Source organism: Candidatus Bathyanammoxibius amoris, from assembly GCA_024451685.1.
GTDB lineage: Bacteria > Planctomycetota > Brocadiia > Brocadiales > Bathyanammoxibiaceae > Bathyanammoxibius > Bathyanammoxibius amoris.
Map to the genome: position 1 here is coordinate 1 of JAMXCW010000022.1, position 21,447 is coordinate 21,447.

Annotated in this window: 23 protein-coding genes and 1 tRNA gene; 12 read left to right on the forward strand and 12 right to left on the reverse strand. The window is 52.8% G+C overall.

The window, feature by feature from the left end; translation table 11 throughout:
• Nucleotides 1-505, forward strand: a 505-nt coding sequence (locus NOU37_09515; GenBank protein ID MCQ4575465.1) for a hypothetical protein, incomplete at its 5' end; no start/stop codon positions are given.
• Between the two features lie 259 nt (nt 506-764).
• Here NOU37_09515 and NOU37_09520 read toward each other — a convergent pair.
• Nucleotides 765-842 (reverse strand) — tRNA-Pro (locus NOU37_09520).
• 388 nt (nt 843-1,230) lie between these two features.
• Between NOU37_09520 and NOU37_09525 the strand changes: the two genes are divergently transcribed.
• Nucleotides 1,231-2,433: an ammonium transporter gene (locus NOU37_09525; GenBank protein MCQ4575466.1), complete on the forward strand. Its 1,203-nt coding sequence runs from the start codon at nt 1,231-1,233 to the stop codon at nt 2,431-2,433.
• Between the two features lie 180 nt (nt 2,434-2,613).
• Here NOU37_09525 and NOU37_09530 read toward each other — a convergent pair whose 3' ends face one another.
• Nucleotides 2,614-3,075 (reverse strand): cyclic nucleotide-binding domain-containing protein, encoded by a 462-nt coding sequence (locus NOU37_09530; protein MCQ4575467.1) that lies wholly within the window; start codon nt 3,073-3,075, stop codon nt 2,614-2,616.
• Nucleotides 3,076-3,196: 121 nt separating this feature from the next.
• Here NOU37_09530 and NOU37_09535 point away from each other — a divergent pair, with 121 nt between their 5' ends.
• Nucleotides 3,197-3,667, forward strand: coding sequence for a hypothetical protein (locus tag NOU37_09535; GenBank protein ID MCQ4575468.1), 471 nt, complete (start codon nt 3,197-3,199; stop codon nt 3,665-3,667).
• A 22-nt stretch (nt 3,668-3,689) separates the two neighbouring features.
• Nucleotides 3,690-4,247 carry a c-type cytochrome gene (locus NOU37_09540; protein MCQ4575469.1) on the forward strand — a complete coding sequence of 186 codons (558 nt, stop codon included), beginning with the start codon at nt 3,690-3,692 and terminating at the stop codon, nt 4,245-4,247.
• Between the two features lie 65 nt (nt 4,248-4,312).
• On the opposite strand, the gene NOU37_09545 is transcribed toward NOU37_09540, so the two are convergent.
• The 4 genes from NOU37_09545 to NOU37_09560 all read right to left on the reverse strand — a co-directional run bounded on the left by NOU37_09545 (nt 4,313) and on the right by NOU37_09560 (nt 7,487).
• Nucleotides 4,313-4,714 carry a hypothetical protein gene (locus NOU37_09545; GenBank protein ID MCQ4575470.1) on the reverse strand — a complete coding sequence of 134 codons (402 nt, stop codon included), beginning with the start codon at nt 4,712-4,714 and terminating at the stop codon, nt 4,313-4,315.
• Between the two features lie 253 nt (nt 4,715-4,967).
• Nucleotides 4,968-5,381 (reverse strand): hypothetical protein, encoded by a 414-nt coding sequence (locus tag NOU37_09550; protein MCQ4575471.1) that lies wholly within the window; start codon nt 5,379-5,381, stop codon nt 4,968-4,970.
• Nucleotides 5,382-5,410: 29 nt separating this feature from the next.
• Nucleotides 5,411-5,977, reverse strand: a complete 567-nt coding sequence (locus NOU37_09555; protein MCQ4575472.1) for a hypothetical protein — start codon at nt 5,975-5,977, stop codon at nt 5,411-5,413.
• A 1-nt stretch (nt 5,978) separates the two neighbouring features.
• Nucleotides 5,979-7,487 (reverse strand): hydroxylamine oxidoreductase, encoded by a 1,509-nt coding sequence (locus tag NOU37_09560; GenBank protein MCQ4575473.1) that lies wholly within the window; start codon nt 7,485-7,487, stop codon nt 5,979-5,981.
• Nucleotides 7,488-7,788: 301 nt separating this feature from the next.
• Between NOU37_09560 and NOU37_09565 the strand changes: the two genes are divergently transcribed.
• Nucleotides 7,789-8,118 carry an RNA-binding protein gene (locus NOU37_09565; protein ID MCQ4575474.1) on the forward strand — a complete coding sequence of 110 codons (330 nt, stop codon included), beginning with the start codon at nt 7,789-7,791 and terminating at the stop codon, nt 8,116-8,118.
• 372 nt (nt 8,119-8,490) lie between these two features.
• On the opposite strand, the gene NOU37_09570 is transcribed toward NOU37_09565, so the two are convergent.
• From NOU37_09570 to NOU37_09580, 3 genes are read right to left on the reverse strand one after another with little or no spacing between them, the layout of a single operon-like run.
• Complete coding sequence (locus NOU37_09570) at nt 8,491-9,894, reverse strand: NAD(P)(+) transhydrogenase (Re/Si-specific) subunit beta (protein MCQ4575475.1); 1,404 nt, start codon at nt 9,892-9,894, stop codon at nt 8,491-8,493.
• Nucleotides 9,891-10,187 carry an NAD(P) transhydrogenase subunit alpha gene (locus NOU37_09575; protein MCQ4575476.1) on the reverse strand — a complete coding sequence of 99 codons (297 nt, stop codon included), beginning with the start codon at nt 10,185-10,187 and terminating at the stop codon, nt 9,891-9,893. Before NOU37_09575 ends, NOU37_09570 begins: the two co-directional genes overlap by 4 nt.
• Nucleotides 10,184-11,356: a Re/Si-specific NAD(P)(+) transhydrogenase subunit alpha gene (locus NOU37_09580; protein ID MCQ4575477.1), complete on the reverse strand. Its 1,173-nt coding sequence runs from the start codon at nt 11,354-11,356 to the stop codon at nt 10,184-10,186. The genes NOU37_09575 and NOU37_09580 overlap by 4 nt, the downstream gene beginning before the upstream one ends.
• Before the next feature lie 455 nt (nt 11,357-11,811).
• On the opposite strand from NOU37_09580, the gene NOU37_09585 reads away from it, so the two are divergent.
• From NOU37_09585 to NOU37_09595, 3 genes are all read left to right on the forward strand, one after another.
• Nucleotides 11,812-12,714 (forward strand): pentapeptide repeat-containing protein, encoded by a 903-nt coding sequence (locus tag NOU37_09585; protein ID MCQ4575478.1) that lies wholly within the window; start codon nt 11,812-11,814, stop codon nt 12,712-12,714.
• A gap of 221 nt (nt 12,715-12,935) precedes the next feature.
• On the forward strand, nt 12,936-13,889 hold the full coding sequence (locus NOU37_09590) for a pentapeptide repeat-containing protein (protein ID MCQ4575479.1): 954 nt from the start codon (nt 12,936-12,938) through the stop codon (nt 13,887-13,889).
• Between the two features lie 113 nt (nt 13,890-14,002).
• Complete coding sequence (locus tag NOU37_09595) at nt 14,003-14,620, forward strand: pentapeptide repeat-containing protein (protein ID MCQ4575480.1); 618 nt, start codon at nt 14,003-14,005, stop codon at nt 14,618-14,620.
• Between the two features lie 134 nt (nt 14,621-14,754).
• On the opposite strand, the gene NOU37_09600 is transcribed toward NOU37_09595, so the two are convergent.
• Nucleotides 14,755-17,142: a von Willebrand factor type A domain-containing protein gene (locus NOU37_09600; protein MCQ4575481.1), complete on the reverse strand. Its 2,388-nt coding sequence runs from the start codon at nt 17,140-17,142 to the stop codon at nt 14,755-14,757.
• 602 nt (nt 17,143-17,744) lie between these two features.
• Between NOU37_09600 and NOU37_09605 the strand changes: the two genes are divergently transcribed.
• The 4 genes from NOU37_09605 to NOU37_09620 all read left to right on the forward strand — a co-directional run bounded on the left by NOU37_09605 (nt 17,745) and on the right by NOU37_09620 (nt 20,104).
• Entirely contained in the window at nt 17,745-18,230 is a 486-nt protein-coding gene (locus tag NOU37_09605; GenBank protein ID MCQ4575482.1) for a hypothetical protein, read from the forward strand.
• Nucleotides 18,231-18,350: 120 nt separating this feature from the next.
• On the forward strand, nt 18,351-19,034 hold the full coding sequence (locus NOU37_09610) for a hypothetical protein (protein MCQ4575483.1): 684 nt from the start codon (nt 18,351-18,353) through the stop codon (nt 19,032-19,034).
• Nucleotides 19,035-19,134: 100 nt separating this feature from the next.
• Nucleotides 19,135-19,872 (forward strand): TMCO4 family protein, encoded by a 738-nt coding sequence (locus NOU37_09615; GenBank protein ID MCQ4575484.1) that lies wholly within the window; start codon nt 19,135-19,137, stop codon nt 19,870-19,872.
• A 58-nt stretch (nt 19,873-19,930) separates the two neighbouring features.
• On the forward strand, nt 19,931-20,104 hold the full coding sequence (locus NOU37_09620; GenBank protein MCQ4575485.1) for a hypothetical protein: 174 nt from the start codon (nt 19,931-19,933) through the stop codon (nt 20,102-20,104).
• A 94-nt stretch (nt 20,105-20,198) separates the two neighbouring features.
• On the opposite strand, the gene NOU37_09625 is transcribed toward NOU37_09620, so the two are convergent.
• Together NOU37_09625 and NOU37_09630 are read right to left on the reverse strand one after the other, a co-directional pair.
• Nucleotides 20,199-20,807 (reverse strand): hypothetical protein, encoded by a 609-nt coding sequence (locus tag NOU37_09625; GenBank protein MCQ4575486.1) that lies wholly within the window; start codon nt 20,805-20,807, stop codon nt 20,199-20,201.
• A gap of 267 nt (nt 20,808-21,074) precedes the next feature.
• A partial coding sequence (locus NOU37_09630; protein ID MCQ4575487.1) for a nucleotide-binding protein occupies nt 21,075-21,447 on the reverse strand: 373 nt, incomplete at its 5' end.

The following is a 21,447-nucleotide window of genomic DNA, read 5'->3' on the forward strand; positions in this document are numbered from 1 at the left end:
GACAGAACTGACAGAGGAGATGGTCCTACGCAAGCCCTTTGTCCGCAAACTATTCAAGTCTACACAACCGGAGTGGGTGCATCGGAGGGAATTAGAGAAGGCCAAATTAGAGGCATCTACGGAGCGGTATGCACTGACCAGGAATTTTGACATTGTATCACAACGGTATTATGAAGATAGAGCGGCAAAGCAGGATGTAATAAATTTCATTAAATCTGCACCACGGGAAGAAAAAGACCGACTGGTAAATAGGCATAAGAGGCGTGGCAAGTATCAGAAATTACCCAATCGTGGCTGGTGGATTGATTTATCAGAGATAAACCCTCCAGAGGCACGGGCGGCGGCATATACGAACCGTTGGCTTGCAGGGTCAGAAGAACAAAGAAAAGAGCTCGACAGGAATCTTAGGCGGGCACCGGGAATAACCTCCGAGAGGTTTCTTCGCCGTTTGGGCCGGTTGAGAAGGAAATGGAAGAAGACAAAAACTCCAGCCTTGGTGCCATAGGTGCATTATGGAATGGCCAAAGATAAAACATAATATAATGTTCGTCCCGCGCGTCGGCAGTGGAAGGTGGTCTAGCCCTCACCGCCTTTCACTGCCCCTTCCTTATGACCAAATCTTGACCACACTTCTAAATTTGACCATATTTTGACTGTCAAAATAGCCCTTAACATACCAGACTGTGCGAGAATGTGTCCCCTGTGCCCCTTGCATTAAGGGTTGTTGCTGTAGGGTGTTACACCTAAGTACAGGTAGGATAAGATGGTCGGGGCGGGCAGATTTGAACTGCCGACCTCCTGCTCCCAAGGCAGGCGCGCTAACCAGGCTGCGCTACGCCCCGTGTTATGCCACTATGTCAACATATTGCCGTCTTTCATAATAACTTACCAGAGATATGTGCATTGACACCGCCAACCTTCCGCCTCTGGCGGACGCCATTCGTACGAGTGTCTGCCGCCCCGCGATTATAGGTCAGTATACGTTGTTTTCAAGGAGAAAGAAAGGATATGCCGTCGTTCCCTAAGTCACGCCCCTGTTTCACGGTAAGAAAACCTCTACCTCCCTGTGTCTTATCATCCTGTATTAGTTAATACCCATACCCGTATCTGTTTACAGCTAAGAATTTACTTGATATTTTTCGTTGACAGGATAATATTTTGCACAACAGTTGCCTGATCTTGCTTGTCTGGGTGAACGCCTAACTTGCCAGTTACTTGGAGGGGATGAATATGAACAAGTTTCGATGGTTGCTAATCTTGCCAATCGTTTTCGCTGCTCTGGCCGCCTGTTGTGGAACCGGTTGGGGCGCAGAGGGAGGGTCCGGGGCCTCTTTAGAGTCAGTCGTAAACGTGCAGAAATACAACCGTAGCATACACGTAATGGCTATGCTGCTGGTAGGTTTCGGATTTTTGATGGTCTTTGTAAGGAGATACGGGCTTTCCACGGTAACGGCCACGTTTCTGGTGGTAAGTGTTGCGATACCTCTTTATATAGTGATAAACAGTCTGGGCATCCTGGGTGAACCCAAGATAGAGATAGATAGGCTCCTTATGGCGGAGTTTGCCGCAGCCAGTCTATTAATATGTATCGGCGCACCCCTGGGCAGGCTGAAGATGCCCCAATACATGCTCCTGGGCATATTTTTTATTCCCTGCTATATGATTAATGAATGGATACTTCTTGAGGGCGGTCTTGGACTGATACCTCACGGCAGTTTTGTAGACACCGGCGGTTCCATATTGATTCACGCCTTCGGGGCTCTGTTCGGGTTGGGCGTGGTAATGACCATGACCACTCAGGCGGAGTTTAACACCCCGATAGAGTCTGACGCCACAAGCGACCGGTTTTCCATGCTGGGCAGTATGGTGCTGTGGCTGTTCTGGCCGAGCTTCTGCGCGGGGCTTGTGGCAGCTGACATGGTCCCGTTTACGGCTGTGAACGTCATACTGTCTCTGTGTGGCGCTACTATCGCCACCTATTTCGCGTCGGTAACCCTGAGGGGTAAGATATGCATTGCCGATATTGCAAACGCGGCCCTGGCGGGTGGCGTGGCAATCGGGGCTACCTGCGACCATGCCAGTCACCCGATGGCCTTCATCATCGGCATACTGGCCGGCGCGCTGTCTACATACGGCTTCGCCGTTATCCAGGATAAGCTACAGGGAATGGTCAAGGGGATAGACACCTGCGGCGTTACCAACCTGCACGGCTGGCCCGGTATCTTCGGCGGTCTTGTGGCCGTGTTCGTTGTGGCGGACATAAACAAAGCCGCTCAACTCAAGGGCATACTCATAGCAGTCGTGCTTGCGCTCATTGCGGGCTACATAGCCGGGAAGCTGCTGGCGTCCTTTGGCAGGAGGACCGTGCCGTACGTGGATTCCGAGGAGTTCGGCGTAGAGGAGGCCTCACCGCAGCCAGAGAGTACTTCTTAACGGCCCTGTTTAAGAAGTCGAAGAAGTCTACGTAAAACGATTGTAACAGAGGCGCGGCAACCGGTGCCGCGCCTCTGTTAATATCTCAGCCTGCCCCGTTTCACCCGCCGTATCACTTCTGAAACGTCTTGCCGGCTATTTTGTCTCCTGTTGCCCCGGTAAGAAACCGTATGGACGCAATTAGTACGGGACCAGGGAGTGCCACAAAACGGATATCTCCTCAAAACGATTGGTAAATTCCTTGAACTTTGTATAGGTATCCTCATTTTTCTGGTTCACGCTGTCGACCTTATGACACAGCCCTTCTACTATTAGTAGCGCAAACTCAGGGTTCTTGCGAATAGATTCTTTAAAGGCCGCCGTGTCCATCGTCCATAATTCACAATCAGTAACCGCCACCACGTCGGCGTTGCGTGGCCTGCCCCTCATTACGGCCAGTTCTCCAAAAAATTCCCCGCCCTTAAGGATGGCTATTTCTACATCCCTTTCCAGCTCAGGCACCCTCCTTTGTATCCTTACCTCGCCCGATTCTATAAAATAAATCTCCTTGGAATTGTCATTTTGCGCGAGAATGGTTTCGTTGGTGGGAACACGAAGCTTCTTGGCCTTGATTCCCTCTTGCACGAATTTTTTTATCTTCATTTCCTTCTCCGAGTTTTAACCAGCTTGAGATTGCCGGAATTGAAAGTGTTCGTCAACAAATCTGCAGTCGCGAAGACAGCCCCCTTCCGTAAGATGACAGGTAAAAATCCCGGAAGAAGAAATGTCATCCAATCTGGAGGTAACAAAGAAGTACACAAAGCCCTCAGTGCCTTCAAAAAAATTATACGCTGAACGTGGATGTATTTCTACCCTCAATTTTACCGCGTTGAAGCTTTTTTTAGACCCTCTTCAGCCGCCTCTCACGGAGGTTGGCGACCGCGCGACTCCCGGCTGGATTTATGCCTATACGAAAGACCCGTACCATTACCAGCCGTGGGCCATACAGCCCGATTATGGTTTTTCCGAGGAAGACGCGATGGCCATGTCCGCCTATCTGATGACCTGGAAGAAAAAGGAAAAAAAGAAGCCGGAGGTGACACAAGAGGCAAAATTACCAGTAGAGACAGAACTACCGGCAGAGACGGAACTACCGGCAGAAACAGAACAACCGGTGGAAACAGAAAAAATAGAACAGGCAGAGGGATTGGAGAAAGTCAGCGGCTTGGGAACAAGCCTGCAGCAAGGCAGTTAAGTTAAGAGTTTGAGACAAGATAATGCGAGACGAACAAGAAAAAAAAATCCACGAAGAAAACAATGACGATAGACTGCCAAGGATACCGCTTATCGCCATGGTATCCATCCTGGTTGTCACCGCTGTAGTGGTCAGTCTATATAGTTTCAAGGCCTTTTCTCCCGAGGCGATTAAGAGGGCCGCACTTCCCCCGGAAAAACACGACCCTCTGCTTGACGCACTTTTGGAGATAAGCGACGGGCTTGACAACACGGCACTGACCGGCAGGGGATTTTACACGAAATACTGTAACGTCTGTCACGGAGAGGACGGGAAGGGTGACGGTTTTAACGCATATAGCCTGAAGCCAAGACCCGTAGACCTTTCAAAAGAGATATTCGGCAGCGACAAAGTACTCATCACAACCATCACAAACGGTTTTACCGGTAAAGACGGCGTTATGCGCTGTCCCTCCTGGAGTGGCGTCTTGAAAGAAGATGAGGTACAGGCAACTGTTTTATACGTCAAACAGTTCAGCGCAAAACCACCCAAACTGGAACTGACTGAAGTAGAAGGGGCCGAAGTAGAACCGGTAGAATAAATCGTACCTGCCTCGCCCCCGCCGCTTCCCGCCGCGTAAAGTGTTGTTTTTTAGACTACTTCTTGCTATTCTTCCGCCTCTCGCTCCCGCCGCTCTTGCATTGTGTTCCTCAACTCCTGTTGCTCCGCATCCATCTTCTGCGCCTGCACCTCTTCCTCCTGGAACGCCTGTTTCAGTTCCTGCTGTTGCTCTTTCTCTTTCTGTTCTTCCGCTTTCTTTTCTTTCTCGTGTCCGATTATTGCACCGGTTACAGCACCGGTCAACAGGCCGCCGCCGGCACCCAAACCAGCGCCAACACCTACACCCACCGGGCCGCCAACCGCCCCGATTGTTGCACCGATTGCCGCCCCTGTAGCCGCCCCGGCACCGGCGCCAATGGCCGCATCCTTCTCTGTCTCCGAGGCCTTACAACCCGCCACCGCCAGGACAAAAACGAAAGAGCAAATAAGCATAATCTTGTTATTCATTCTTCACACCTCCTTTTCCAAAAAGTTTAACACCCCCTCCGCATAAATCAAGCAGAACACAATCCATAAGAGTACACATTGACACGCCTCAGACCTTCTCCGGCTATTTCCATAACCACAAATACTGCCATATGTTACACTGGTTCCGCCCTCGCGCCGGACGAACAAAAAACGCCGGGCATGGAGACCCGGCGCCACAAAAGATTTTGCAAAACCAACTAAATGTTATCACCTGTAACAGCGAATAATTTTTTCATTCCTCTCCCAATCCACCCGGCGGTACGGGTATGCTTATCGTTTTGTTGCCACCTATGACCGACACCCGCTGTGTCTCCTGCGGAAGATGCAGGTCGACTGAGGCCTTCCACTCGGTTACTACCTGTGCCCAGAGGCCGGGACGTAAGACCCCCACCGCTTCGATTATCCATATCTCCGGCGGCTCGTTATAGGCTCGCGGATGCAGGTTCACCACCCAACCGGGCGAGCCGGCCGACCCCTCCACGGTGATCCGGAAAAGATTATCCTGGAAACGTTCCACGCTGGCTTTATTAATTGCGGCAAGCTCCTTATCCTCTACAGGCCCGGCCGCGTCGTGTGTCGCCGTGAACGTCAGTAGTAAGACACACGCGGGGACCGCCAGGCAAACGGCAACAAGTCCTTTCTTCATCTACTAACTACCTCCCTTCCCCGGCTCAGCTACCTGCCGGTATATTCGACGCTCCAGTCTTCATGGGCGGCGGCGCGCTCCGTCCGCACTCTTCGCCGCCCCCCAAGCAGTTCCATACCGGCACTATAGAGATAGAAATTGACGATCAGTATGATTACCAGCCCCGGCAGCGCCAAAACAAAACTGGCTATCAGCGCGACACCCACTGTAAGAAATGTTACTGGAACCTTGTCACGGCCAGTCAGGTGGTTCAGGTGTAACGCCAGATTCCTGTACAAAATAAACACCCAGTAAAGATTGAAAAACGGGATGAAAGAGAAACAAATAGCCTTTACCGGAGACGGCTTTTGGATCCTCAAGTCGCTCACCTGCACCAGTTGCCACAACGGGTACAAGAAGAATATATAGTTCATAACCGTGAAAACGACACTCAGCACTATACCCGTTATTACCAACCCCAGGTGTAGATGACATATAGATACGAAAAAGACCGTCGCCCCACCAAGGGCCGCCAGCCATACAGGACGAATAAGAGATTCCGCAGTTGCCCTTGCCGGTAAAACACCCTCTTCCTTTATTTCCTCTTGAACGGTCATTCTAGTTGTCTCCTTTCATCCTCCAGCCCAGGTACATGTCGGTGTATTCGCCGTGTTTCCAGAATTCATAGGTTGTGCGTTCTATGCCCACCTTGTCTTCTATCTCTGCGATGCGCCTGAGGCGGCTTGCCTCGGTCTTTATCCGCACCAGCCATCTGTCCTGCGCCCACTCCCAGTAGCCGAAAATGGGGCTGTAGACGGCGCCGTGCGCCTTGGCCTTATAGGTGCCGCCCGTGATGTCGACCAGGAGTTCGTAGGTCAACCTCTCTATCTCTGAGACGTTGTACTTCCTGGCAGCGCCGCCCGGAAGCAGGCTCAGGTTATGGCCTCCAGTCCAGTCGGGGGCTAAATCCGTGGGCATGGGGTCGAGCAGCCCTTCTTTATACAGGTCCACCACCAGCGCCATGGCCTCCCTGTATTTGGCAAAGCTGAGCTTGACACCCTCGTCCATGGCCTCAAGCTGGTCGCGGGCGAACCGCTGTGAGTGGCACCCCTTACATAACGTCACCCACCCATCCCGTATCTCCTTATACCTGGGCGCGCCCCTGTCCACCAGCGAGGTCCCCATGTAGGTATACACCGTCAAATTCTTGCGCACGTTGTGCTCACCCCCACTCATGTGGCAGTACGCGCACGTGGGCACCTTGTAGTTCTTGGCTGTGAGGGGTTTTGTCCAGTCCCATTCATACCCCTCGCTCTGGTATATCTGCCCGTGGTAGGACTGCATGTACATCTCGTACTCGTATTGTTCCGGCCCGGAGTGGCAGACGGCGCAGCTGCCCGTCTTGCGTGCCTCTGTAACGGAAAACTGGTGCCTGGAGTGGCAGCCGTCACAGCGGTTTTCAGCTATGGCATGACAGGTGAGACAGCCCACGACCTCCTCAGCCGGTTTCTCTATCTGACAGCCCTGCTCACAGAGGTCGATGCTGTAGGCGTGGGCATGGCCGCCCTGGCCCCCGCCCCTGTGGCCCTTGAGCTGCTCCTGGTGGCACTGGCCGCACGTGTCGTATGACGGCATGACCAGCTCCGCGTGGTTGTTGCCGTGGCATTTATCGCACCCGACCACCTCCCTGCCCTCTCCCGGCGAGGCATGCTTGCTGCGCCTCCACATCTCTACTATGCCGGGATTCTCCACCGTATGACACACCACGCACTGGTCGTTCTTGTACCAGCCGTCGAGAGAACTTTCCGGCCGGAATCTCTGGGTGTTATAGTAATATACCGGGTCATACCACCGTATAAGAGGCAGAAAGCCGTAGAGTTCACCGTATTTCCCCTTCCCGGGGAAGAGTTTCTCGGGGCCTGTATAGTAGGCGCCGAGTCCGCCCAGGTGATACACATCGCCGGAATCGTCAGGCCCAGCCTTTCCTCCCAACAGCCCGGCCATCTCCTTCTGAAAGGCCCCCGCCTCACCTGTGGCAGCCGCACACGGGCACATACAGGTAAATAACATGACAAAAACGACCAGTAACAGAACCCCTGTCACGGAGATTGTTTCAGGCATCTTCATTTCCCACCCTCCTTGCGGGTTTTCGTATATTTTCACAAGGTTGTAGTTGCTCATTATTAACTTCCAAGTGTTTGGGCGCGGTGCTACCATCCACACCGGCTTTTCGGTAAACTACCCGTGTGGGAATCTCCTGTCAACGGAAACCCAAAAAAGTGACCCCTTGGTTAAAGTCGTATAATCTCTATTGACTTTACTGCTTACATCTGTTAAGCAGTAGTTGGCACAATACGTTTGGTGCCATGCCTGCCATGTTCTGGCCAGGCCTGAACAGTTACTTTGAAGAGAGAAAGTGAGAAACAGAATGGCTAAGAAGATTTACGTGGGTAACCTCCCTTATTCAGTTGCTCAGGCAGACCTTGAACAGTTGTTTACGGAGAAATGGACAGTTACCAGTACCACTCTGATTACGGACAAGTATTCAGGAAGGTCCAAGGGTTTTGGGTTTGTTGAGATTGAGAGTGACGAAGATGCCGCCAGCGCAATAGAGGAGCTAAACGGCAAGGAGGTCGACGGCCGCAGTATTGTCGTAAATGAGGCCCGGCCAAAGAGGGAAGGTGAAGGCAGAGGCGGAAGAGGCGGCGGAGGCGGCGGAGGCGGCGGAGGCGGCGGCTTCAAGAAGAGACGCTACTAACCTTTCGCGCCAGCGCTCTTATCCGCACCGGCAACGCCGTGAAGAATTCTCAAGTAAATAAGAGCCGCGCAAAGACCCACAAATAGCACATGTCATTCTGAATTTTTTCGGGCGAAGAATGTTATTACAAGGGGCGTCAGCCCCAAAGTAATCTCATACTCATAAGGTTGCGGTACGCCTGAGACACGGGATCATTCGCCAAAAAGACAGGCTGAAAGCCCGGTCCATCGTAACCTTGACGTATTCGGTCCGCAATGAACACCCTGTCCGAAATCCTATTCGTTTAAGGTGGATTTTGCCCCCTAAAGAGACATGTTCTTTCCAGGAACAGCCCCAACGGGATAACCCCCTGACGACGTGCAAGTGTCAGGGTTATGTCTGCTCCTGGCCTTTCACACGGGAGATGATTTTTTGGAGGGTCTCCCTCGCGTCCCCGAATACCATCATGGTATTGTCCCTGAGAAAAAGTTCGTTCTCGATGCCCGCAAAGCCGGGGCGCATACTGCGCTTCAACACTATCACGGTCTTGGCCTGCTCCACGTTGAGGATTGGCATACCGTAGATAGGGCAGCCAGGGGCGTTCTTGGCCGCAGGGTTTACCACGTCATTGGCGCCCACTACAAGGGCCACGTCCGTGTGGGCGAAGTCGGCGTTTATGTCCTCCATCGCAAACAGCTTATCGTAGGGGACGTTAGCCTCAGCCAGCAGTACGTTCATGTGTCCCGGCATGCGCCCGGCGACGGGGTGGACGGCATATTTAACGTTAACGCCTTTCTCCTCAAGCAGGTCTGCCAGTTCACGCACGGCGTATTGCGCCTGGGCCACCGCCATACCGTAACCCGGCGCGATAATGAGCGTCCGCGCGTTTTCCAGCATGATAGCGGCGTCCTCTATTGTATATGACTTGACGGTGCCTGCTGAGGCCGTGCCCGCGACTGCCGCCGCATCCTGCTCCACCGCGCCAAATGCCCCGAACAGAACGTTGCCCAGTGAACGGTTCATGGCCTTGCACATCAGTTTTGTAAGGATAAGCCCCGCGGCGCCTACCAGGGAGCCGACTATTATCAGGGCATTATTGCTCAATACAAAACCGGTCATAGAGACCGCAACTCCGGACAGCGAGTTCAAGAGCGAGATGACCACCGGCATGTCAGCACCGCCAATAGGTATTACCAGCAACATGCCTAGCAGCAGGGCGAGGACTATCAGGCCATAGAAGACGCCGGCTTTCGCAGGGAAGAAACACACGGCAATGGCAAGGCCCACCACGACAAGAAATAACAAACCGTTTCCCGCACGCTGTCCGGTGTAGACGACCGGCTGGCCGCTTATGAGACCTCGCAGCTTGCCGAAGGCGATCAGGGACCCTGAGAAGGTCATAAGACCTACAATGACGGACAGGAGAAGGGTTACAAGCAAAAAACCCTCGAAGTCCGGTGACAGGCGGTGATACTCCGAGGTGACCACCATGGCAGAGGCGCCACCGCCGCAACCGTTTAATATGGCTATCATCTCGGGCATGGCGGTCATCCGGACCTTCCTGGCCGCCACTGCGCCTATCGCCCCCCCAATCGCCACTCCGATTATTATCAGGTTAAAGCTCAGTATCTCCTGCTTAAATAGAGTAGCGGCCACGGCTATGGCCATGCCGAGCATGGAGAGCTTATTGCCGTAGCGCGCCGTGGCCGGAGAGCTGAGCATCTTAAGTCCCAGCATGAACAGCACAGCCGCGACAAGATAGGCAAAATTAACGATCTGCGGTGAAACGAACGTCATCCCTGCCGCCCCTTCTTAAACATCCGGAGCATACGGTCCGTTACCATATATCCCCCGACCACGTTGATGGTGGCGAATATCACGGCCATCATGCCGATTACGGTAGTAAGCCTCGCATCCCCGTCACTCCCCGCCGCCACAAGCGCCCCCACCAGGGTAATGCCGGAGATGGCGTTGGCACCGGACATCAGGGGCGTGTGCAGGATTACCGGCACCTTTGAGATAAGCTCAAACCCGACAAAGACGGCCAGCACAAAGATGTAGATGTTAATCAGTATCGAGCCCTCCATCATCCCCTCCCCCCGGTGCCCATAGACATAGACTCCAGTGTCGTTTTATGCACCACCTTTCCCCGGTAGGTGATGAGCGTGCCGCTTGTAATCTCATCTTCCAGGTCAATGTTAAGCTCGCGGTCTTTCACGATATGAAACAGAAATTTCTCAATGCTCTGTGAATACATCTGGCTGGCGTGAAAGGGCATATAGCTCGGCACGTTGGTAAGGCCGCTTATCAAGACCCCGTGCCTGACCACCTCCCCGCCGGGCTCTGTAAGCTCGCAGTTGCCGCCGAAGTCGGCGGCAAGGTCAACGATTACCGAGCCGGGCCTCATGGACTTGACCATCTGTTCGGTAATAAGTATAGGAGCACGTCTGCCCGGAATCAGAGCGGTTGTGATGATGACGTCAGAGTTTGCGGCGTGTTCGGCAATAAGTTCCGCCTGACGCTTCTTGTATTCATCCGATAGTTCCCTGGCGTAACCGCCCTCCGTCTCCGCCTCCTCCTCTTTATTGAGCGGCACCTTTACGAACCTCACCCCCAGGCTCTCCACCTGTTCCCCGACGGCCGGGCGCTGGTCGAAGGCCTCAACAACGGCGCCAAGCCGCTTGGCCGTGGCACATGCCTGGAGTCCCGCTACACCCGCACCTATAACCAGTACCCTCGCGGGGGCGACGGTGCCGGCGGCGGTCATGAACATGGGAAAGAACTTCGGCAGGGCGTTTGCCGCCGTGAGGACCGCCTTGTAGCCTGTGACGGTGCTCATGGCGCTCAGGGCGTCCATACTCTGTGCCAGGGTTACACGGGGGATGCAGTCCATGGCAAACGCCGCTATCTTCGCAGCCGCTAAGTTTTTTATAAGGTCCTGGTTTATCAGTGGATAGAGAAAGGAGATAAGCGCCGACCCCTCCCGTATCATATCTACCTCATGTCTGTCGGTGGTTTCGTTAAAAACAGGTTTATGCACCTTCAGGACCACGTCCGCGTCGCCGAGCAGCGTTTCTGCGGAGGGTTCGACCCTTGCGCCGGCCGCCTCATAGTCGCCGTCTGAGAACGTGGCTCCCTCACCCGCGCCCGACTCCACGGCGACCTCAATTCCGTTCTTGGTCATACGTCTTACGGAATCGGGAACGACAGCCACCCGCCGCTCGCCTTCAACAATCTCTTTAGGTACGGAGACCTTCATGTTTGTACCTCTAAAACTCGGCATTCAAAGCAAACACAGGGATAATCTTCATAGCTGTCCGCGTACCATTTCAAAATATCGCTACAAAATAGTGTCTGCAAACAGAAATATGAGGGGATTATAACCAAAGGTGCAGGTAAAATGTAGTGGAAAGCTTTATGTCCGGTAATCTCTCAAGTCGTGCCTATCTCAGCCACACATTAGCCGGGTTGTCTGGGAAGTGGCGACTATAACTATATTTCCAAACATTTTCTATGAAACTTTCTTGTTTAAAGATATAGGCTATGTTATGTATTCAGGCAAAAATTGAGGCTCAAAACTGCCTGTAAAAACAATAAAATACACTTGATACCGTGTATAATACGTGTACGCTGTTGTTCGGATGTGGTTCGCGCAGGGTAAGGCGTAATCTCAACGGGTACAAATATAAGCATAGAGAAAGGACGGTGCAGGGAATGGGTCATATAAAAAGATCGTTGTTGGCCGCTGCCTTTGTCGTTTCGATTGGATTTATTCCAGTGGTACCCGGCATGCAGTCATGCCTGGCCAACGATGACCCTGAAATTAACCGGAAAACACTGCTGGAGACGGGGGAGTGCGCCCACTGCAACCTCAAGGGGGTTGACCTGCGCAAGGCAGACCTGAAAGGTGCCAAGCTAAATAATGCGCAGCTTCAGGACGCTGACCTGAGTCAGGCCAAACTGAAAGACGCGAACCTTGAGGACGCCGACCTGAGCGAGGCAAACCTGGAGAGGGCGGACCTGAGCCATGCAAACCTTACGGGTGCCAATCTTACTGCCGCCAAGATGTACAGGACAAACCTGATGGGCGCCAACCTGAAAGGCGCGAATCTGACCCGTGTTGATTTAAGGAGCACTATTCTTGTAGACACAAATCTGAGAAATGCGACCCTGGAAGAGGCCGATCTGAGCGACGTAAACCTGGATGACGTCAAGTTGACCGGGGCAAACCTGCAGGACGCAGACATGAGCAGTGTCACATTGACCGGTGCCGACCTGTCGACCGCGGACCTGAGCGGTGCGGACCTGAGCCACGCTAACATGGTAGGCGCGAACCTGGAGGACGCAATCTTTGCCAACGCCAATCTGAGCCGCGCCAAACTGACGGGTGCCGACCTGCACGGCGTTAACCTGAGCCACGCAAACCTGAGCCACGCAAACCTGACAGACGCCAACCTGAGAAATGCGAATCTTCGATGGGCCAACCTGCGACGGGCTAATATGGAAGGCATCGACCTGAGAGGTGCCACCGTCAGAGGGGCGTACTTTGAAGGTGTAAAAGCCCTCGACCAGGACGTAAAGGAGGATTTAAGAAAGCGCGGCGCTAAATTTGACTAGGCTGGCGAGGCCATCCGGCCTCCACCATGCGCCACCTGGTATCTACATAACAATCCCCGCGGAATTTTTAAGATTTGTGTTGAAGACTGAAACAGGCCGATATTTTAACATATGCACTGAAAAATATTCCGCTACTCTCAAAATGATATTCCGGACCGCCGATAGAGCGGCTCTTACGGTCATCTCATAAATGGTAAGAAGAAAGGACGGTATTATTAAGAATGGACATTATTAAGAGATTGTTACTGCTTGCCGCCTTTGTCGTTTCGGTTGCGTTTGTACCTGCGTTGACAGGGATGCATCCAAAGACCGTCTACGGGCAGCCAGACGGATCTACGGACAGTGACATGGCCGACCAGGGAGACATGGGCTACGGGTCTGGCGTGGAATCCCTTGAGTCAGATGTCAGCGGCATACAGGCCGATAAAAACAGACTGCTGGCCACGAGACAGTGTCCCGGATGTGACCTGCGAGACGTCAACCTTGCGGGCGCCGACCTCAGGTCTGCCGAACTGGGCGAGGTCGACTTCACCGATGCCGTCCTGGAGGACGCCGACTTCAGCAGGGGTGCCAACCTCGGTAACGCCAACCTGACCGGCGCGAATATGAAGAACGTCAACCTGACCGACGCCATTATGAACGGCGTCAACATGACAAATACCGACCTGAGCGGTGCAAACCTTACCCGTGTCGAACTGAGCACAACAATGAAGGGGGGACTTGGGGGGGAGGGGATCGCTAAGATAGACAATACCAATTTTAGCGGTGCCAACCTGACAGACGTCGTACTGGCCGACGCCAACCTGGATGGCATCAACTTTAGCGGGGCCACAATGGGCGGCATCAACCTGAGCGGAACACACCTGATAAGTTGCAACCTGAAGGGGGCAGACCTCTCAGGCGCCAACCTGAAGAGCGCATGGCTCTTCGGTTCCGACCTGAGCAATGCCAAGCTGAATAATGCCAACCTGCAGCTCATAAACCTGAAACCGGCCGTCACCAGCGGAAATCTGCCTGACACTTTTAACCTTGACGGCGCCAACTTTAACGGTGCCAACCTGAAGGACGCCGACCTGACCGGGGCGTCAGTCAAAGGCACTGTGTTTAAGGGCTCCAAAGGTCTCTCTGCGGCACAAAAGGCGGATCTCAAGAAACGCGGGGCCGTGGTGGACTAGCCAGAGGCATTTAGCTTGTCCCTCCGACCACACTGGTCGCAGAAAGTTGTTGGGTATATAGAAAAACTTTTTGCAGGAATGTTGGCTTCGAGAGAAAGGAGGTTTTTTTGAGAATGGGCTGCATCAAAAAACCGTTACTAGCCGCTGCCCTTGGTGTCCTGGTTGGACTGATGCCGATGGCACCGGGCATGCAGGAACGCCCGGCCTACGGATATTCTGAAGCCGACCTGAAAAGACTTATAGAGGCGGGGGACTGCGTGGAATGCGACCTCCATGCCGCCAACCTGAGCAACCTAAACCTGAGCGGTGTCAACCTTGAGAGGGCCAACCTCACCGGCGCAAACCTGAGCGGCACCAAGCTGATAGGCACGAGGCTCGACGGCGCCAACCTGGGCGGCGCCAATCTCCACGGTGCCTCTCTCGAAGAGGCCTTTCTGGTCAACGCCAAGGTCTCCGGCGCCAATCTGGCAGGGGCTAATCTGCGGCGCACAAACCTGCAGGACGCCGACCTGAGCAGTGCCAACCTGAGCGGTGCCAACCTCAGCGGAGCCTACATGAGCAACACCAAGCTCACCGGCGCAAACCTCCATAACGCCAATCTGAGCGGAAATGACCTGAGCTCCACTTTCCTCTCCGGCGCGAACGTCTACGGCACGGACTTCCGGAATACGAGCGGTCTTACCGATGAACAGATAGCCGAGTACAAAAAGCGCGGCGCCAAACTGAATTAGCCCGGCAGGCCTAGCCAGTAGCCGTTATCCCCTCTTGTTTGTAGAAATACCGAAAACGGAGTAACGACACCGGCTCCCCGCGAGGGCCGCGTTTAGACACTACAGCCGCCGGCAGCGAAAACGATATGACAAAATCATTCGTAGCGTGCTTTCACAACCTCAAGAGTTTTACCTCTGAGATCGGCACTGTCGAGATCCTCTGTTAACAAGACCAGTTGTATAAACTCTCCACGGTAACCAAAGGGGTCGTCGGCCCTTGCTCCACGTGCGAGCTGCAGCACGTCGTCGTATTCGAAATCCCTCGTGTACCTGCCTCCCCGAAGAAGCTGACCATAAGCGGTCACCGCCGCGGCAAACCGGAAGTTGTCTGTGGACGCAGCGATATCATCGGTGATATCCTGACGCTTAAGCGGCCGTTCAATAAGCAGGCTCTCATCCCCCTGGGGAGGTTTGTAGCGCAGGCGCAGAAAGGCTAGTTCGTCACTGTGCTGCGTCTTTGCTTCTTGTTCCGGCTGGTAGCGCAAGGGTTCAAGACGCAGACCCTTACCCCCCACCAGGGCAATCTCGTATAAAACAGTTACCGTATGACCTGCCCCAATCTCACCGGCGTCCACCTTGTCATTGCTGAAGTCCTCGCGCTTGAGCACACGGTTCTCATAGCCGATAAGTCTATATTCGGCCACCTCAGAGGGATTGAACTCGACCTGTATCTTAACGTCCTTGGCAATCGTGTGCAGGGTAGACGCCATCTGCTCCACAAGCACCTTTCTGCCCTCCTTGAGGGTGTCGATGTAGGCGTAGTTGCCGTTACCGACGTCTGCAAGTCGCTCCATTAACTCCTCGTCATAATTTCCAACACCGAAACCCAGGGTGGTCAGACTAATACCTGTCTTGCGCTTTTGTTTAATCAGGTCTTCCAGGGCCACGACGTCGATAGTTCCCACATTGAAGTCACCATCGGTGGCCAGTAATACCCGGTTAATGCCGCCTTCGATAAAGTTCTGTTCGGCCAGCTGATAGGCGCGCTCAATACCTTCACTGCCGTGGGTACGGCCTCCGGCCTCCAAAGCGTCAAGCGCCTGGAGGATCTTAACCTTGTCCTTGCCGGACACCGAGTCCAGCACCACCCCGGATGCGCCGGCATAGACCACGATGGAGATACGGTCCTGCTCGCGGAGTTTGCGTGTGAGCAGTTTGAGAGAGGATTTCACCAGGTCCAGCTTGTTGAGCCAACTCATGGAGCCGGATACGTCGATTAGAAATACCAGGTTCGCCGGCGGCAGCGCGCCTGCGTCAACGTCATACCCCTTGAGACCGATGTGAAGCAGATAGGTATCCGGGTTCCAGGGAGTCGTGCATGTTTCCATAGTAACGCGGAACGGGGTTGATTCGTCTTCAGGTACCGGGTAATCATAAGCAAAGTAGTTAATCAGTTCCTCGACCCGGACAGCGTCTCGCCTGGGGAGCCGTCCCTCATTGAGGAAACGCCGCACGTTAGAATAAGAACCGGTGTCAACATCTATACTGAACGTGGATACAGGGGCCTCCGCAACGCTCTTGACTCCATGCTCTTCAATGTGCGCGTACTGTTCACGGTCTAACGGCAGGTAAACATCAGGGGAAGCCGCCGGGAGAGGTGGACTAAGCATTGCCATTCCACTAAAGCCTCCCCTTGCCCCTACACCTCCCCCTCCTACTCCCACGTCATACGACATCTCCGACATCCCCGACACCCCCGGCATCCCCGACACTGCCGACACCCCCGCAAATCCCAAATCCTTTTGCCTTAATTCAAACTCACCTCTAAATATCTCTTGTTCTGCGTTCACTATCCATAGCTCACCATCAGGACCTACTGCGATTGCAACCGCGCTACCTTCTACCTTATCCCAATCAACGCCGTTCCACCCATGGATTCCGTATCCCCCGTCAGTCGTGTCGGTTCCAATTATCCAGACAGCGCCGTTGGCACCCACTCCTATATCATGGGCGCTGCCCGGGAGTTTCTGCCAGCCATCCCCAGCCCTTTCAAATATTTCCTGTCTGGAATTCACTATCCATGGTTCGCCCGCTGGACCCACGGCGATTCTAACCCCTCCACCATCTACGCCGTCCCAACCGCTGCCGTTCCATCTATAGATTCCGTAGCCCCCGTCAGTTTCGTCGGTTCCAATTATCCAGACAGCACCGTTAGCACCCACACCTATGTCATGGGCGCTGCCCGGGAGTTTCCGCCAGCTACCCCCAACTCTCCTGAATATTTCCTGTCTGGAATTCACTACCCATGATTTACCGCCGGGAGTTACCGCAATTCTAATACCCCCGCCACCTGCGCTGTCCCAGCCAATATCGTTCCACCTGTAGATTCCGTATCCTCCATCGGTTGGGTCGGCCCCAATAATCCAGACAACGCCGTTAGCCCCTACTCCTATGTTATGGGCACTACCGGGGAGTTTCTGCCACTCAGCAGCGGAAGTGAATGAGTTGAAATTTATTACAAACAGAGAAACCAGTACAAACATTAATGAGAGACTGCGAAACCGGGCTCTTTCCATTTTCAACTCCTTATATCCAGACACACGAACTCCAGTGTCGGATTCTTCCTGGGGAGATTTCTCGGGGTGATTTCTCGGGACATTTTCATTTCTGATTCCCTTTTTCTAGAAGCCTTCCGACCTCCCGGATAAAGGTTCCAAATGTCCAGGCCGCAGATCAGCACACAATTCGCCAACCCTTCGACACACTACTCTAGCACCGAAATGGCTGTATATCAAGTTTTGTTAGATACGGTATTGTGAATACCTTTTTCCTCTCTGAGGTATACCTACTTATCGTGTCCCCGGCCCCTTTTCTCATGGAGGAATGGAACTTTAATAGACATCCGACCATCGGAAATAAATTTATACCCATAATCACCGGGTGGGATGAAGTCCCAGGCCCCCCACGGCTCAAAGAAGTCTTGACAACCTGGACAGAAAACGCATACTCTTTGCTGCGAATCGTAAATAACGACTCCTATAGCAATTCTCTCGGGTACTCTGACGGCAAACACTGCCAGCCGGGCAGGTAAGTATGGGGAAATATATATACACCAGCCACAACATTTCAAACAGATAGAGTGCAGATGAAGAATGTAGAAAAATGGACAACCTTTGCGGCAATTACCACATCAATCGTGCTGATAGTTAGTTTGGGATTCAATTCTTTTTTCAGCATGATTTTTTCAGAAACCAATAAAGAGATAAAACTTGGAACTGAGCTGACCCTGTTTACTCAAACGTACCAACTTGCAAGAAAATCCGCGGCATCCTTTTTCCAAACCCATCACGATGAAATAGAGGCTTATCTTAGCGGTAAAGCCGGGATGTCGACCGCAATGCATGGCCAATTGGTTCAGATGTTGGATGACATTGAGTTTCTTGCCTGGCTGCTTAATAACGGGTACATTACACTGAAGGGGGCCAACGAACTCTTGTCGTCACAGATGGTGCACGTTCTGAATCAAGCCGCCGTTATAATAGAAAAGTCGGACCCGCCGGCGTCTGAATATTTCGCGAAACACTATCCCGAAATCACAAAGGTATGGACGCCAAAAGGCACAAAACGCTAAGAAGATTTCGAACCGATATTTGACGTAAAATAGTGGATGTATTTCTGAGGCCAAAATCCCCCTGCTAGAGCAGGGTTTCAAGCACCTAAAATGCCCTATCACAACGTGGAGATAATTCCTATGAACAAGATATATATACCCTCCAAAGGCCCGGAGAACTGGAAGCAGTTTCTCGCCGAACCTGAAAAGCAATGGAAGAAAGGATATTCCGCCAGGGCGCTGGCGTACTGCTGGGAGGAGGCGGACGGCTTTCCGAGTTGCGTGCAGAAGGTCTTCGCTAAATCCGGGGTTCCTCTCTTCAAGGGCATAGAGCTTCTATACGCCTTCCCAGAGCACCAGGTGCCGCTGCCTGGTGGAAGTTGTCCCTCGCAGACTGATGTTTTCGTGATCGCGCGGTCTTCGGGAGAATTGGTTTCCATTGCCGTTGAAGGCAAGGTAAAGGAACCTTTCGGCCCATCCGTGGGAGAATGGTTAGGCAGCAGTTCCCCCGGAAAGGAACGGCGGCTTAACTTTCTATCCGAGCAGCTCGACCTTAGCGTGGCAACCCTCAAGGGCATACGGTATCAGCTACTACACCGCACGGTGTCGGCCATTTTGAAAGCCAGGGACCTCAACGCCTCTAGCGCCGTTATGCTCGTACACTCTTTCTGCCAAGATCATACCTGGTTCAATGACTACCAGGCCTTCCTCGGACTTCTCGGCAAAGAGGGGACACCGAACAGTGTCAGCCCCATAGGAGAAAGGCAAGGGGTACACCTGTACTTAGCCTGGGTAACAGGTGAGGCAAAGTTCCTGAATACTTGACAACCTTTCCCCCTTGTAGTAGATTTCCCCAAGATTAGATGCATAACCATTGAAAATGTCCGTACATAGGCCTGAGTACACAAAAGTGAAGACGATAGACTTGCCAGGTCGAGAAAAGCTCCTCTCGTTGGAAACACCCGAAAAGGTCGAAGACGAGAATTACTATTCTTGTGCCATCGCAGCAGGAACCTTGCTGCTGGCCGAGGAGCTTACGCGCCTCGAACATAAAAAGAGCAGAGAACAAAAAAAGCACAGGGTGCTCGCCCTCAAGCGTTCACTGCTGAGAGAGGCATTCCCAAAATTTACGGCCGGGCTGTCCCTTGAGGGTGATGCCGGCAAGTTACTTTCCGACAGTCGGCTGGGAGATAAGGCTACCGAATACATTATTGACCTTGCCTTCACAAACCCCTTTGCGCCCTATGAGCTCAAGTTCAAGAATAAGCATTTTACAAGCGCTTTGGGGAACGTCGCCGCTTTAGTGCGGTTGAGCGTTGAAGACGTGAAACGCATAAGGCACACCCAGCGGAAAGCGCTCAAGGCGTATCGTCACGTCCACTGGAAAAAGATTATGGCTTACGGTCTCAGCCGTCTCGCCGTTATAGGTGTAGCAGGATTCCTTTTCGCGCCGCTCTTAGTCGGGGCTGTTGGAACTGCGGCCGGTCTTACCGGGGTGGCTGCGACAACCCAAGGCCTGGTCACCCTCGGAGGAGGCAGCCTTGCCCTGGCAGGAGTGCGCCTGGCCGGCGGTCTGTGGTTAGTGCGCGCTACCGGCGGTTTTTTTGGGCGCGACCGGCACGGAACTGCTTTTACAGCTTGGCCCAAAGAACGCAAGGGTTGAGCTTGTCAAACTACAGGCAAGCTATCAGGAAATGCTTCTTCGAGGGCAGCCGCAAAACATGAACACTCCATGTGTGATAGGATCTCTGGAGAAACGACGCGATGAAATTGAGCAGCGGATTGAGGAAGAACTTAAGCTGAACGAGAAACGCTCTACACGCATCCGGGACATGGAGGCAATACAAGTTGCGGTAACCGACTGCATCAGATGGATGAGAAAGCATGCCGTCTGAAGGCAATAAGCCCTGGCCGTAACTTCTTTCCGGGTATTGCATGTGTACGACCTCCCGCCACCCTCTCTTTTCAGGGTGCGCGTCTCGGGGCACCTTACGATTCTGACGTTCCTTTCTTCCGGCGCTTTTGAAAGTCTTCAATCTTTTGTGCCAGTTCTGCCGCCTCCTCCTTGCCCAGTATCTTTTCTGCGAGCTCGATAGCCAGTTTCGCCGCCTGTCCGGCTGATACCCCTCTGACACAGGTTATCCTCCACTGCCCGTCTTCGACGGCCAGTTCACAAATGCCATGCCTTTCTCTTACGGGCGGTACGCCATACTCGAACATGGCTTGCAACGCCGCAGCGCTGCCCGCAACGTTAATGGCCTCTTTTATGTTGAGCACGATGGAGTCCACCTCTACCGTAGCGGTGTCACCGTCAACGGTGGTCTTGGTAATCCGCTGTCTGGACATGGAATGTGCCATGCCAATCAGTGATGTTATGGATTCAGGCGCCTCACGCCTGATGTAGCGTATCAATTCCAGCCATTCAATGATGGTGTCGTCATTTCGTGAGATATGCGTATATGCCATGTCGTAGTCACCTGCCCTTACCGCTCTGAGGTATTTCTCTACCACCATGTCGGGAGAGTCCTGGGGCCGGGCAAATCCAAAAGACCCTAAAAGGACCGTCAGTAGGATAAATAGTGTGAGTTTTCTGCTCATAATCAACCACCTTTTTTCAGCAATTAATACTCCAAAAGATACAGATTTGACCTGCTCCCACACATAGTATCAGTATTTAAGTTAGTTTTGTAGTGGCTGCCGTACAATACCGCTTGGGCTGTATGCGGATATTATCCCTCTGAGGGATAATAAGTCAATGAAAGAAGGCCACAGCATTTGATATTCCGGCCAAGAGACACGGAATTTAAAGAAATCCCCCCCCGCAGAAAACCCTACAAAACACGACTTTCTTTTAACCCGACAAACTTAGCGGCTCTCTTCTTCTGACGTATAACGATTTGGTGTTGGATTATTTTTAATGTCTTTTATCGCTTCAAGAAGCCTTATGGTTGCATCTCGATCTATGTCATTTCCTTGATATCTTACTTCATAGAGGCCTTGAAGATTCGATGGAAGTTGAACCCCTTCGCGCACAAGAAGAATGAATCGCCTTCCATAAAGGGCCATTGCTGCACCAATCTCAATAAGAACATTAGGATTGATGATAGAATGTTCATTTGCATCTTTATCAATTAGCGTTTGCTCAGCATCTACGTGAATAATTGCTGCACCGCAACCACGCATCTCATCCATAACTTTGTCTGGAACGGGCTTTGATACCGATTGCTTCTCGATTGAA

What these genes read in the sequence shown, in the direction of transcription:
- NOU37_09545 (MCQ4575470.1), bottom strand. Translation starts at nt 4,714, where the DNA reads ATGAATAACAAGATTATGCTTATTTGCTCTTTCGTTTTTGTCCTGGCG.
- NOU37_09580 (MCQ4575477.1), bottom strand. Translation starts at nt 11,356, where the DNA reads ATGAAGGTCTCCGTACCTAAAGAGATTGTTGAAGGCGAGCGGCGGGTG.
- NOU37_09525 (MCQ4575466.1), top strand. Translation starts at nt 1,231, where the DNA reads ATGAACAAGTTTCGATGGTTGCTAATCTTGCCAATCGTTTTCGCTGCT.
- NOU37_09620 (MCQ4575485.1), top strand. Translation starts at nt 19,931, where the DNA reads ATGAACACTCCATGTGTGATAGGATCTCTGGAGAAACGACGCGATGAA.
- NOU37_09590 (MCQ4575479.1), top strand. Translation starts at nt 12,936, where the DNA reads ATGGACATTATTAAGAGATTGTTACTGCTTGCCGCCTTTGTCGTTTCG.
- NOU37_09570 (MCQ4575475.1), bottom strand. Translation starts at nt 9,894, where the DNA reads ATGACGTTCGTTTCACCGCAGATCGTTAATTTTGCCTATCTTGTCGCG.
- NOU37_09595 (MCQ4575480.1), top strand. Translation starts at nt 14,003, where the DNA reads ATGGGCTGCATCAAAAAACCGTTACTAGCCGCTGCCCTTGGTGTCCTG.
- NOU37_09540 (MCQ4575469.1), top strand. Translation starts at nt 3,690, where the DNA reads ATGCGAGACGAACAAGAAAAAAAAATCCACGAAGAAAACAATGACGAT.
- NOU37_09625 (MCQ4575486.1), bottom strand. Translation starts at nt 20,807, where the DNA reads ATGAGCAGAAAACTCACACTATTTATCCTACTGACGGTCCTTTTAGGG.
- NOU37_09560 (MCQ4575473.1), bottom strand. Translation starts at nt 7,487, where the DNA reads ATGAAGATGCCTGAAACAATCTCCGTGACAGGGGTTCTGTTACTGGTC.
- NOU37_09605 (MCQ4575482.1), top strand. Translation starts at nt 17,745, where the DNA reads ATGAAGAATGTAGAAAAATGGACAACCTTTGCGGCAATTACCACATCA.
- NOU37_09575 (MCQ4575476.1), bottom strand. Translation starts at nt 10,187, where the DNA reads ATGATGGAGGGCTCGATACTGATTAACATCTACATCTTTGTGCTGGCC.
- NOU37_09535 (MCQ4575468.1), top strand. Translation starts at nt 3,197, where the DNA reads ATGTCATCCAATCTGGAGGTAACAAAGAAGTACACAAAGCCCTCAGTG.
- NOU37_09550 (MCQ4575471.1), bottom strand. Translation starts at nt 5,381, where the DNA reads ATGAAGAAAGGACTTGTTGCCGTTTGCCTGGCGGTCCCCGCGTGTGTC.
- NOU37_09565 (MCQ4575474.1), top strand. Translation starts at nt 7,789, where the DNA reads ATGGCTAAGAAGATTTACGTGGGTAACCTCCCTTATTCAGTTGCTCAG.
- NOU37_09600 (MCQ4575481.1), bottom strand. Translation starts at nt 17,142, where the DNA reads ATGTTTGTACTGGTTTCTCTGTTTGTAATAAATTTCAACTCATTCACT.
- NOU37_09530 (MCQ4575467.1), bottom strand. Translation starts at nt 3,075, where the DNA reads ATGAAGATAAAAAAATTCGTGCAAGAGGGAATCAAGGCCAAGAAGCTT.
- NOU37_09555 (MCQ4575472.1), bottom strand. Translation starts at nt 5,977, where the DNA reads ATGACCGTTCAAGAGGAAATAAAGGAAGAGGGTGTTTTACCGGCAAGG.
- NOU37_09610 (MCQ4575483.1), top strand. Translation starts at nt 18,351, where the DNA reads ATGAACAAGATATATATACCCTCCAAAGGCCCGGAGAACTGGAAGCAG.
- NOU37_09585 (MCQ4575478.1), top strand. Translation starts at nt 11,812, where the DNA reads ATGGGTCATATAAAAAGATCGTTGTTGGCCGCTGCCTTTGTCGTTTCG.